The sequence below is a fragment of the Glycomyces artemisiae genome, from assembly GCF_003002955.1.
Lineage (GTDB): Bacteria > Actinomycetota > Actinomycetes > Mycobacteriales > Micromonosporaceae > Glycomyces > Glycomyces artemisiae.
This window is the reverse complement of the sequence record NZ_PVTJ01000008.1, coordinates 323257-335633: the sequence shown is the minus strand read 5'-3', so window position 1 is coordinate 335633 and position 12377 is coordinate 323257. Positions and strand designations below refer to the sequence as shown.

The following is a 12377-nucleotide window of genomic DNA, read 5'->3' as shown; positions in this document are numbered from 1 at the left end:
GCCCTGATAGGCTCGACACAGAAGCCTCCTATTGAAATCCGTTGCAGCACAACAGATTCAACAGGAGGCTTCCTCAGTTCGTAAACACGACCTAGGCCGCGCTTGAGAATGAGGGGTGCGGTCGAGCAGGATCGCGCCCTGGATGGTGGCCTCGTAGCGGATGGCGAGCTTCCCGAACCTCCGACCGGCAGCTACTGATCGCCTCGTAGGTATCGAGTGATCATGGCGACCAACTGCGTTTCGAGCCTGTCGACCGGAATGGGGTGCGGGGTTGCCATGAGCTTGTGGGTGTTCAGCTCAACGGTTCCCACAACCAGCTCTGCCGCCACGTCGAGATCTCGCACGCGGACGTCCGGATGACGGGCGAGCACGTCGCGTACCTGGCTCACCCGCGCCTGGCCGTGTCGGTCGATCGCTTCGACCAGTTCGCTGGAGATCGGCGCCTCCTCGATCATGATGCGGAGTAGTTGCGGGTCGTCGCGATGGTGGTCGATCGCATCGCGGACCAAGGAGCGCACCGCTTCCGTCAGTGTGCCGGGGGCCAGATCCAGCTCTTGAGCCCCCGTCCAGGCGCCGCGGTCGATGTGCCGGACCAGCAGCTCGGCGAGGATGGCGTCCTTGTTCGGAAAGTACTGGTACAGCGAGCCGATGGAGATGCGGGCGTGTTCGGCGATGCGGTTGGTGGTGCCGGCGGAGTAGCCGAACTCGGAGAAAACGTGAGCAGCGGCGGTGAGGATGCGCTCGCGGGTGAGTTCGGCGCGCACCTGTCGGGGCTTGCGACGTGGGGCGAGGCGGCGGTCGGCGGGGGACATCCGTTGATCCTTCCGTACGGGTCAAATACGAGTAGTCAAGAGGTGAGCTTTTGCTCATAATACTGCTATGACCTGCGAAATCAAGCGATGCGACCCGAGGAGTGTGCAGCCGTGACCACCCACCAGGACAATCTCTGGCCGGACTCCTTCCACCGGCTTTCCACGGTTGGCGAAGTCGAGGAGGTCGTCGGCCGTCCGGCCGGGATGATCATGCGCAAGCAGATCGGCGTCCTCGACGCAGGCTGCCGCGACGTCCTGGCCTACAGCCCGGTCGCGGCGTTCGGCTACCGGGACACCAGGGGCGTCGCCCGGACCACGTTCGTCGGCGGCACACCCGGGTTCGCGCGCACCCACTCCCTGAAGCGGTTCTCCTTTCCCGTTCCTGGGCCGGCCGTTGCGCGCGGACCGGTATCGCTGTTCTTTCTGCTGCCCGGCGTGGGTGAGGTCCTGCGGGTCAACGGCGCTGCATCCGCCCTCAGGAGCGGGGAGACGGCCGTGGATGTCGCCGAGGCATACGTGCACTGCGCACAGGCGGTCATCCGCTCCGGCCTGTGGGAGCCGCCCGCCCAATTCCAGGCGGCCGAGCCGGTACTGGGCGACGGGCCGTTGGCCGGCGCCGGCGTGAGCGACTTTCTGGCCGCGTCACCCTTTCTGGCCATCTCCACCTGGGACACGGGCGGCGGCAGCGACACCAGCCCGCGCGGGGAGCGGCATGCGGTGGCCCGCATCTTGGACGGCCACACCCTGGTCCTGGCCGACCGCAAGGGCAACAAGCGCGCAGACAGCCTGCACAACCTGTTGCAGGACGACCGCCTTTCACTCGCTGCGCTCGTCCCCGGCCGCAGCGGTGTGCTGCACGTCCGCGGGCGCGCAGCGATCACCGACGACCCCGCACTGCTCAAGACGATGGCGCTGCGCGGAGTGCCACCACATCTCGCACTCCTCATCAGCGTCGAGCACGCCGAGGTGAACAGCAACGACGCCCTGGCCGATGCACACCTGTGGACGCCGGAGGGACGGACCGGTCACGGTCGTGCACCCGACATGATGGCCCTGGGCAGCGCACACCTGGCCGCCAACCCAGCCGGGTCCGGACACGGATCGGCTCGGCTGATCAAGCTCATCACCGCCGTTCCGGGGATGAGCCGGCTGATGCGGAAAGCAGTGGACCGCGCCTACCTCTCAGGGCTGCGCAAAGAGGGCTACGACAACGTTCAAGTCCCTGTCGCCGCTCACCACGGCGACGCGCCCGAAGGCGACGCAGCGGAGAGCCCGCTGCGCCCTGTGCGCATCTGCGAGATACGCCAGGAGACGCCCACCGCCCGAACCCTGGTCCTAGAGGACGCATCCGCAGAGGCCAAACCCTTCGACTTCGACCCCGGACAGTTCTTCACCCTGGTCACGGACATAGAGGGCTCCGCGGTAAGGCGCGCCTACTCGGCCTCTTCGGTTCCCGGAGCGACCCGGTTGGAAGTCACCGTCAAACACGTGGAGGGCGGACGCTTCTCCACGCACGCCCATCGGGGCCTGCGGCCCGGGGACCGCCTCGCGGTGCGCGGCCCCTCCGGCAGCTTCCACGCTCCGACGCAGGCTCGCGATCAGCTCGTACTCATCGCGGCCGGCAGCGGCATCACACCCATGATGAGCATGATTCGAACCCGGCTGTCCGTCCCCGCGGCGGACGGCAGAATCGACCTGCTCTACAGCAGCCGAAGTCCCGAGGACATGATCTTCGGCGACGAGCTGACCCGCCTGGCGACGGACTATCCGGAGCGGCTGACCGTCACCCGCGTCCTCACCGGTCGCGACGGACGGCTCGGCCCCGAAGGCATCCGCCGATGGGTGAGCGGACTGCCCCTGTCCGACAGCGCACAGCACTTCGTCTGCGGCCCCGAACCGCTGATGGACACCGTCCACGATGTCTTGCAACGACTCGGCGTGCCACCCGAGCGCACGCACCGGGAACGCTTCACCGGCGCGATCACCGCGCCCGCCGGCGCCGCGGCACCCCAGGAGGTGAGAGTCGAGCAGGACGGGAGCCTCATCGGAGCCGCCGTGGTCGAACCCGGCCAGACCCTGCTCGATGCCGCTCTCGCCGCCGGATTGCCCATGCCGTACTCCTGCACGGTCGGCAACTGCGGCGAATGCATGGTGCGCGTGCGCGGCGGAGAGGTCACCCGACCCGAACACACCTGCCTCACCCCCGAGCAGAAGGCCGAGGGCCAGGTGCTGACCTGCGTCAGCTGTCCTCTGTCCACGGTCACCCTGGATATCACCGATCTCTCCGCTTCCCCGCTGCTCCCTTCGACAAGGAAGCCTCCAGTTCATGAACCTTGTTGCAGCACAAGAGATTGAACTAGAGGCTTCCTCATTCTCAAACGCGGCCTAGCGCCTCGCGGTGGTCGGGTCGCCGATCACTCTGGGGGAGATGACGATCCGGTCGAGGTTCGGGGCCCATGCGTCGGGGTTGCCGAGGCGCAGGGGCTGGTCCGCGGTCGCCAGCGCGACCGGGAAGGACCGCTGGGAGAAGCTGTCCCACGAGTACGTGTACCGGAAGTAGGCGTGGCCGACCTCCGTGCCGTCCTCGGTGGCCTGGAGGAGCCGGTCCACGACCTGCGGGTTGTAGTCGTGGTCGCCCGACAGCTCCGCGTTGGCGTAGTACACGGTGACGTCGTAGTCGCCGGGCGCGGCGAAGCCGTCGCGGGGGAGTTCGACCGCGTTGTCCGCGCCGTTGCCGACCCAGCCGACGTAGGCCATGCCGGTGGCGTTGGACCCGGTCGACTCGGCGAGGTCCGTGACCGCCGCCGAGCCCAGCAGGACGGCGTCCTCGGCCTCGATCGACACGGCCGCCGCATCGGCGCCTCGGTTGCGGACCGTGGTCAGCGACTGGACCGTCGCGCCGTCGGGGGAGCGCAGCTCGATCTCGTTGATCCCCTCGACGAGGTGCACGGTGGCGCTGGAGCGCCACTTGCCCTTCCGGGTTGACGTGAGCTCTGTGGTCGGCTCGCCGTTGACGACGAGTTCGACCGAGGACGTCTTCGTGGAGGACCAGTCGACGGCGAGGTCGTAGTAGCCGGTCTCCATCGCGTTGGCGTACAGGTCGGCGCGGCCCTCGCCCTGGAGCTTGGCCGAGCCGCGGTCGCTCCCGTTGGCCCAGTTCAGGGTCGCGCCGTCCTCCAGCCGGAACGTGGTGGCCGGGTACACGGTGGACTCGTCGGTGACCGAGGTCAGCGAGACCTTGTCCAGGGTGATGTCGGAGTTCGGGAGTACGGTGGCGCCGTCCTCACTGGATCGGATCGAGAGGAGGTGCTCACCGGCGGTGAGGTCCACGAGGACCTCGGCGCTGCCGCGGTACTGCCAGCGGCTGTTGGCGTTGAGCGCGAGGTCCGCGGCGTACTGGATCGTGCCGGAGGCGGTGTCGTCGACGAACAGCGCGTGGCGGCCGGGGATGCCGGGCGCGCCGCCGACGACCTGGAGCCGGTAGGTCCCGTCCGCGGGGACCTCGACGGTCCAGTCGGCGCGGGAGGTCGCCTTGTTGAACGAGCCCACGTCCCGGCCGCCGGAGGCGAGGAACTTCCAGCCGCCGTTGGCCTGCGGGTCCTGGGTGTAGACGGTGGCGTCGGTGAGGTCCATGCGCTCGGCCTCGACCGAGGCGGTCCACGGCTGGGCCGCGGCGCCGGCCTCGACGTCGCGGGCGCCGTCGGGGGTGATGACCACCTGGTATCCGGCGTACCGGTCGTACACGGGCACGTCGAGGCTCAGAGTGCCGTCGCCGAGTTCGACGCCGTCGAGGGCCTTGACGACCCGCGGGGTGTCTGTCAGTCCTTCGGCGCCGTTGAGCGTCGTCTCTCGGACCTCGATGTCCACTGCGCTCCCGAAGATGGACCGGTCGAGGCCGCTCAGGTCCAGGGTCACGTCGTTCCCGGTGCCGCCGAACAGGACCGTGGCGCGCTTGTTCGCCTCGTCGATCGCGCCGATGCCCTGGAGGGTGTCCACGGCGTTCAGCTCGGGCGGGGTGACGGCCACGGTCTCGGAGCCTTCGAGGTCGCCGTACCACTTGAACATCCACCATCCGGCGTTCGCGCCGTTGGGGCGGGCCGAGTTGTCGGAGAGGTTCCCGGCGTAGTTCCAGTACGCGACCTGCGCGTCCACCTTGGTGTCCTCGAACATCGCGAACCACTGGACGAGCTGGCCGGGCACGCCCATGTCGCGGAGCATCCCGTACTCGGTGATGTTGACCGGGATCGGATCGAGGCCCAGCTCCTGTTCGAGCGCCCGGTAGTCGGCGAAGTTCTGCCGGTACGTGGCGAGGTTGTCGATGCCCAGCTCATGCCAGATGAAGATGTCCGGCAGGGACCCGTGCTCCTTGGCGAACCGGAGGAGGTCCTCTGACCGCTGGGGCTGCCAGCGGGTGTCGCCGGGGCCGCCGATGCGGGCGTGGCCGAGGCCGTGGCGGTCCCAGACCTCCTGGATCTTCTCGTAGGTGGCCTGCCAGTCGGCGAGGAACTGGTCCTTCTGGTTCGCCCAGTCGGGGTACCAGTTGCCGCCGTCGGGCTCGTTGTAGGGGATGAACACGTAGTCCTGGGGGCGGTCGGAGTCGGTGGCGACGGCCTCGGCCACGAACTCGGTGACTTCGAGGAAGTCCCAGACGCCGTTGGGCTCCTCGGTGTAGGTGCCGGTGGCCTGGTCGTAGGTGCGGTCGTCGCCGGGGCGCCTGCCGCCGTTGTACGGCCACTCGGGGTAGTAGTCCTGCACGTAGATGTACAGGTCCTGGCCGTGCTTGTCGAAGAATCCGTCCTCGATCTTGATCGCGTCGCCCGAGGGGTGCTGGGTGCCGTAGGGGGCCTTCTGCGACGAGTTGGTGATGTGGGCGCCGTTGATGACGGCCTGTGTGGGGGCGCCCTCGTCGCCGAACCCGTAGAGCGTGCCCGAGGCGCCGCCGCGGAACTCGCCGGTGCGCTGGGCGAAGTCCACCGCGAGCACCTCGGTCTCCGCGGCGCTGGCGGGCGTTCCGGACAGGCCGGTCACGGCCGTCGCGGCGACCGCTGCGGCAGCGACAGTTGCCATCGGTCTCCTCATCGTGTGGTTCCTCTTCTCATTGTCGTCATTGACAGGGGTCGATCTTCGACTGACGGCCCGACCGTATCGAAATCTGATAACGATTTCAAGACAAGATTTGAAATCGATATCAGGACGCGTTACGGTACCGATTGAAATCGATATCAGGCGTCCGGACCGCGGACGCCCGCGCCGAACACCAGGACAAGGGGCATCGTGGCCGAGCAGTTCACTTGGGGCAGTAGCCGACTCGCACTCCGGTTCGAGTGGGGGGAGGACGCGCCCGTGCGCGTCGCCGGGATCGTCCGCGGCGACCGCGCCACCGACCTCCACGCGCTCCCGCTCGTCGAGGTCGCGACCGCCGCCTCCGGCCACCGCCCCGCCGCCGACCGCCTCGCCCACACCCGGCTCGGCGAACTCATGCGCTACACCGGCCACGCCGAGACCCGCACCGCCGCCGGCCGCGTCCTCACGATCGAGCAGGCCGCCGAGGGCCTGCGCGCCACCACCGCGATCGAACTCCTCGACGCCGCCGACGGCGCGATCCGCGCCCGCACCACCATCACCGCCGACACCGTCCAGGTCCTGCGCTCCGTCGCCACCTGGACCATGGGCTTCACCCGGACCGACGGCGGCGACCATGACGACGACTTCGCCGCCTGGCACCGCGTCAACGGCGTCAGCGACTGGTTCGGCGAAGGCCGCTGGACCCGCACCCCCTTGCGCGGCAACGACTTCCCGCGCCTGTCCACCGAACTCGCCGGAGGGGACCACGACCCCCGCGGCCACTGGTCCGCGACCTCAGACGGCACCTGGTCCACCGGCCACCACCTCCCCGTCGCGGGCGTGGAGACCGACGGCCTCGCCTTCGCCTGGCAGATCGAGCACAACGGCGCCTGGCGCTGGGAACTCGGCGAAGACCTCCGCGGCGGCTACGTCAGCCTCTCCGGGCCCACCGACACCGACCACTCCTGGACCCGCGTCCTCCACCCCGGCGAATCCTTCACCACCGTCCCCGCCGCCATCACCGCCGGAGACGACTTCACCGGAGCGGTCGCCGCCCTCACCGCCTTCCGCCGCGCCGCCCGCCGCCCCCACCCCGACAACGCCGCCATGCCCGTGGTCTTCAACGACTACATGAACACCCTCAACGGCGACCCCACCACCGAGAAGCTCCTCCCGCTCATCGCAGCCGCCGCGAACGTCGGCGCCGAGATCTTCTGCATCGACGCCGGCTGGTACGACGACTCCGGCGACTGGTGGCCCTCCGTGGGCGAATGGCGCCCCTCCACCACCCGCTTCCCCGGCGGCCTCGGCGAAGTCATCGACGCCGTCCGCGGCCACGGCATGGTCCCCGGCCTCTGGCTCGAACCCGAGGTCATCGGCGTCAACAGCCCCATGGCCGACCGCCTCCCGCCCGAGGCGTTCCTCCAGCGCCACGGCCAGCGCATCGCCGAACACCAGCGCTACCACCTCGACCTGCGCCACCCCGCCGCCATCAGTCACCTCGACGGCGTCGTCGACCGCCTCGTCGCCGAGTTCGGCATCGGCTTCTTCAAATTCGACTACAACATCAACCCCGGCCCCGGCACCGACCGCGACGCCGACAGCGTCGGCGACGGCCTCCTGGAGCACAACCGCGCCCACCTCGCCTGGCTCGACGGCGTCCTCGACCGCCACCCCGGCCTCGTCGTCGAGAACTGCTCCTCCGGCGCCATGCGCATGGACTTCGCCGTCCTCTCCCGCCTCGCCATGCAGTCCACCTCCGACCAGCAGGAGTTCACGAAGTACCCGCCGATCGCCGCCGCCGCGCCGATCGCCCTCCTCCCCGAGCAGGCCGCCAGCTGGGCCTACCCCCAGCCCGGCATGAACGAGGAAGAGGCCGCGTTCTGCCTCGTCACCGGCCTCCTCGGCCGCTACTACGTCTCCGGGCACCTCAACGAGATGACCGACGCCCAGCGCGCCGTCGTCGCCGAGGCCATCGCCGCCGCCAAGACCCTCCGCACTGACATCGCCGCGGGCGCCCCGCACTGGCCCGCGGGCCTGCCCGGCTGGACCGACCCCTGGACCGCCCTCGGCCTCACCGCACCCGGAGGCGACCTCGTCTCCGTGTGGCGCCGCGGCGGCCCCGCCGCCACCGAACTGCACTTCCCGCACCTCGCCGGACGCGACGTCCACGTCACCACGGTCTTCCCCGCGGCCCTTCCCGAATGGAAGACCGACTGGGACGCCGCGACCGGCACCCTCACCGTGCGCAGCGACGGCGCCCCCGTCGGCGCCCGCACCCTGCGCCTCACCACCTCGAAGTAACCGCGACAAGGAGCGATTCAATGAAGAACAGGTTCCGCAGCACACTCGCGCTGGCCGCCGCGGCCGCCGTGGCCCTCGCCGGGTGCTCCGACCCCGGCGCCGGGGACTCGGACGCCGGACCCGCCGACTGGCCCGCGCAGGACGCCGACCTCTCCGGCACCACCCTCACCATCTGGGCCGCCCAGAACTCGAACACCGTGCCCGACAGCGTCATCGCGGGCTTCGAGGAGCTCACCGGCGCCGAAGTCGAAGTGGTCACCATCCCCGACCCCTACGAGCAGGGCGTCCAGACCAAGGTCGCCACCGGCGACAAGCCCGACCTCGCGTTCTGGCAGCCCACCGCCTCCCAGCTCACCGCCCTCAACGCCTCCCAGAACCTCCAGTCCCTGGAAGGCGCCCCCTGGCTCGACTCCTACGACCCGGCGCTGCGCGACATCACCGGCATCCTCGACGACACCCGGTACGCCGCGCTCATCACCACGCCCGCCGTCGAAGGCGTCTACTACAACAAGGAGGTCTTCGCCGCCAACGGCGTCACCGACCTCCCGACCGACTGGGACTCCTTCATCCAGCTCGCCCGCGACCTCAAGGCCGAAGGCACCACCCCGTTCTACGAGATGGGCGCCGACCGCTGGGCCACCCAGTGGTGGGTCCAGGTCCAGCTCGCCGACGCCGCCGAGGACGGCCTCTGGGACCGCGTCAACGCCGGTGAAGAAGCCTTCACCGACCCGACCATCCAGGGCGCCATCGACACCTACAAGGCCCTGATCGACGAGGGCCTGTTCAACGAGGACATCAAGACCGCCACCTTCGAGGACCAGGGCGCGGCCCTACTCGACGGCGACGCCGCGATGGTCATGCAGGTCAACTCCTTCTTCGGCCAGCTCCAGTCCCTCGCCGACACCGAGGAGCTGAACCAGAAGATCGGCTTCTTCCCGATCTCCCCGTCCGGCAACACCGGCACGTTCATCCCCGACCAGTCGAACGCGCTCGTCGCCTTCAAGACCGGCGACGCCGACCGCGAGTCCGCCTCCCGCCAGCTCCTGTCCTACTGGCTCGGCGACGGCTACGGCGACTTCGTGAACGCCCAGTCCACCGTCTCGCTCCAGCCCGGCGTCGAGACGCCCGCCGACGTCCCCGAAGCGCTCCTGTCCGCCTCCGAGTCCGTCGGCGACGCCGCCGGGTCCATGCAGGCGCTCGCCATCGCCAACCCCGACCTGTACCTCTACCTGGCCGACATGATCCAAGGCACCAAGACCCCGACCGAGGTCGCCGAGGCCACCCAGGCCCAGTTCGCGGAACTGGCCAAGGCCCAAGGCGCCGAGGGCTTCTAGACCGCCCCCCAGGGGGCGCCGGCAGGCATGGCCGGCGCCCCCGCACCTCGGCTTGAAAGGCAGAACCCATGAGCTCGAACGCCCTCGGAGTCCCGCGCTCCAGGCACCGCGACCACCCCCTGTGGTTCCTCATCCCGGCCCTGGCCGTCCTGGTCGTGTTCTTCTTCGTCCCGACCCTGTTCAACTTCGTGTACGCGTTCACGGACTGGTCGAGCTTCAAGAGCGCCATCAACTTCGCCGGGACCGACAACTTCACGTCCCTGTTCTCCAACGGGACGCTCCTCAACTCCCTCAAGGTCACCCTCGTCTACGCGGTCCTGGTGGCCCTCTTCCAGAACCTCTTCGGCCTCGGCCTGGCGCTGCTCCTCGAACGCGACACCGCCGTCAACCGGGCCGTGCGCGTCGCGTTCTTCATCCCGGTCGTCATGTCCGCGCTGGCGGTCGGCTACATCTTCCAGGCGCTCCTCAAACCCGACGGGGCCCTGAACGGCATCCTCGGCTGGCTCACCGGCACCGAGGTCGCCATCCCGTGGCTCGGCTCCACGACCTGGACGATCGTGGTCGTCGCGATCGTCCACGCCTGGAAGTGGATGGGCCTGTCGATGCTCATCTACCTCGCCGGCCTCAAGACGATCAATGAGGACGTGCTCGAAGCGGCCCGCCTCGACGGCGCCAGCCGCTGGACCATGTTCCGCGCCATCAGGTTCCCGCTCCTGGCGCCCGCCGTGACGTTCAACGTCGCGACCGCGCTCCTCGGCTCCATGAACGGCTTCGACATCGTCCAGGCCACCACCGAAGGGGGCCCCGGCGGGACCACCGAGCTGCTGAACATCTTCATCTTCCGGACCTTCGGGCAGGGCCTGTTCGCGCAGGCCACGACCATGAGCCTGGTCCTGTTCCTCATGGTCGCGATCCTCGCGTTCCCCGTGATCCGGTACCTCCGCAAGCGAGAGGACGTCCTGTGACCGCCCTGTCAGCCCGCCGCGCCCCCAGGCGCCGCCTCGGCCAGCCGATCGCCGCGATCCTCGTCGCCGCGGCCGTCCTCGGCGTCCCGTTCTGGCTCGTCGTCGCCACCGCCGGGAAGGACCAGGGCGAGGCCCTCGACCCGAACCTGTCCGCGCCCTCGCAGTGGCACCTGTGGGAGAACTTCGCGACCGTGTTCACCGACGGGCGCATGCTCTCGGCGTTCTTCGGGAGCCTCCTCGTCATGGTCCCGTCCGTGGTCGGCGTCCTCGTCCTCGGCTCGATGGCCGCGTGGATCCTCGGCCGCCGCGGCGGGCGCCTCACCGCGGCGATCTACGCGCTCGGCATCTCCGGGATCGTGCTGCCGCCCGCGGTCGTCACGATCGTGCTCCTGCTGCGCCAGCTCGGCCTCGCCGGGACCGCGCTCGGCATGATCGGCGTCTACATGGGCATGTACCTGTCCACGGTGATCTTCTTCGTCACCGGCTTCGTGCGCACCATCCCGCACGAGCTCGAAGAGGCCGCCCGCGTCGACGGCGCCGGACCCGTGCGCGTGTTCATCCGGATCATCCTGCCGCTGCTGCGGCCCGTGCTCGCGACCGCGACGATCCTCATCTGCCTGTACATCTGGAACGACGTGTTCTACGCGCTGTTCGTCATCGGCGGCCGCATCGACACGCTCCCGCTCAACCTCTACCAGGTCGCCAGCGCGGGTCTGTATCTCCAGAACTGGCACCTGATCTTCGCCTATATCATCCTCATGAGCCTGCCCTTGCTGATCACGTTCATGGTCGCCCAGCGCAGGATCATCTCCGGCATCACGAGCGGAGCGGTGAAATGAAGCAGGGCACGAGTGGGGCGGTGAAATGAACAGGGCCGGGAACCCGACGATCTCGGACGTGGCCGCCCGCGCGGGCGTGTCCGTCCCGACCGTGTCCCGCGTCCTCACGGGCGCGGCGCGGGTCAGCCCGGCCAAGCGCGAACTCGTCGAGGCCGCCATCGCCGACCTCGGCTACCGGCCGAGCGCGGCGGCCCGCGCGCTCGTCTCCCGCAAGCCGCAGACGATCGCGATCATCGCGGGGAACACCTCCCGGTACGGCTACGCGGAGACGATCCGCGGCATCGAGATCGCCGCGCGCGCCGAGGGCTACACGGTGATGATCACCGTGGTGGAGTCCGCCGACGAGGTCGACCAGGCCATCGAGGCGACGCTGACCCAGCCGCTCGCGGGCGTCGCGGTCCTCAAGTTCGACCCGCCCGGCGTCGCGGCCCTCGGCAAGATCCCCCCGCACCTCCCTGTGGTCGCCCTTTCCGGCGTGCGCGAGCCGAACACCGCCCAGGCGGTCCTCGACGAGGCCGCCGCGGCCGACGAGCTCACCGAGTACCTCCTGGGCCTGGGCCACGCCACCGTCCACCACGTCCGCGTCCCGCCCTCGCGGAAAGTGGACGGCCGCACGACCGGCTGGCGCCGGGCCCTGCGCCGCGCGGGCGCGGACATCCCGCCGCTGATCGACGCGACCTGGGACCCCAAGAGCGGCATCCCGATCGGCCGCGCCCTCGCCGCCGACCCCGCCGTCACGGCCGTCTTCTGCGGCAACGACGAGATCGCCATGGGCGTCATGCGCGGCATCACCGAAGCGGGCCTGCGCGTCCCCGACGACATCTCCGTCGCCGGCTTCGACGACAACCCCCTCGCCGAACTCTGGAGCCCGCCCCTGACCACCGCCCGCCAGGACTTCGCCACCCTCGGCCGCCGCGGCTTCCAGCTCCTCCTCAACGCCGTCAACGGCACCGACGACCGCCGCCACTCCACCGAACGCCCCAAGCTCATCCTCAGGGAAAGCACCGCCGCCCCGCACCCCGGACGACGCGCCGCCGCGTGAGGAGCGGGCCGTCGCCC

8 protein-coding genes are annotated in these 12377 nt (G+C 69.6%); 6 read left to right on the top strand and 2 right to left on the bottom strand.

The features are described 5' to 3' along the window. Window positions 1-191: 191 nt before the first annotated feature. Window positions 192-812 (bottom strand): TetR/AcrR family transcriptional regulator, encoded by a 621-nt coding sequence (locus B0I28_RS20830; RefSeq protein ID WP_106365759.1) that lies wholly within the window; start codon window positions 810-812, stop codon window positions 192-194. A 204-nt stretch (window positions 813-1016) separates the two neighbouring features. Here B0I28_RS20830 and B0I28_RS20825 point away from each other — a divergent pair, with 204 nt between their 5' ends. Further along, window positions 1017-3167, top strand: coding sequence for a 2Fe-2S iron-sulfur cluster-binding protein (locus B0I28_RS20825; protein WP_342761236.1), 2151 nt, complete (start codon window positions 1017-1019; stop codon window positions 3165-3167). Window positions 3168-3197: 30 nt separating this feature from the next. On the opposite strand, the gene B0I28_RS20820 is transcribed toward B0I28_RS20825, so the two are convergent. Then, a complete protein-coding gene (locus tag B0I28_RS20820; protein ID WP_106365757.1) occupies window positions 3198-5879 on the bottom strand; it encodes a carbohydrate-binding protein in 2682 nt (893 codons plus the stop codon). A gap of 207 nt (window positions 5880-6086) precedes the next feature. Between B0I28_RS20820 and B0I28_RS20815 the strand changes: the two genes are divergently transcribed. The 5 genes from B0I28_RS20815 (at window position 6087) to B0I28_RS20795 (ending at window position 12360) form a co-directional block, all read left to right on the top strand. Continuing rightward, entirely contained in the window at window positions 6087-8180 is a 2094-nt protein-coding gene (locus B0I28_RS20815) for a glycoside hydrolase family 36 protein (protein ID WP_219926897.1), read from the top strand. Window positions 8181-8200: 20 nt separating this feature from the next. After that, window positions 8201-9514, top strand: coding sequence for an ABC transporter substrate-binding protein (locus B0I28_RS20810; RefSeq protein WP_106365756.1), 1314 nt, complete (start codon window positions 8201-8203; stop codon window positions 9512-9514). Window positions 9515-9582: 68 nt separating this feature from the next. Next, window positions 9583-10479 carry a carbohydrate ABC transporter permease gene (locus tag B0I28_RS20805; RefSeq protein WP_181245883.1) on the top strand — a complete coding sequence of 299 codons (897 nt, stop codon included), beginning with the start codon at window positions 9583-9585 and terminating at the stop codon, window positions 10477-10479. After that, on the top strand, window positions 10476-11318 hold the full coding sequence (locus B0I28_RS20800; RefSeq protein ID WP_106365755.1) for a carbohydrate ABC transporter permease: 843 nt from the start codon (window positions 10476-10478) through the stop codon (window positions 11316-11318). Before B0I28_RS20805 ends, B0I28_RS20800 begins: the two co-directional genes overlap by 4 nt. A gap of 25 nt (window positions 11319-11343) precedes the next feature. Beyond that, window positions 11344-12360, top strand: coding sequence for a LacI family DNA-binding transcriptional regulator (locus B0I28_RS20795; protein ID WP_106365754.1), 1017 nt, complete (start codon window positions 11344-11346; stop codon window positions 12358-12360). Window positions 12361-12377 lie beyond the last annotated feature (17 nt).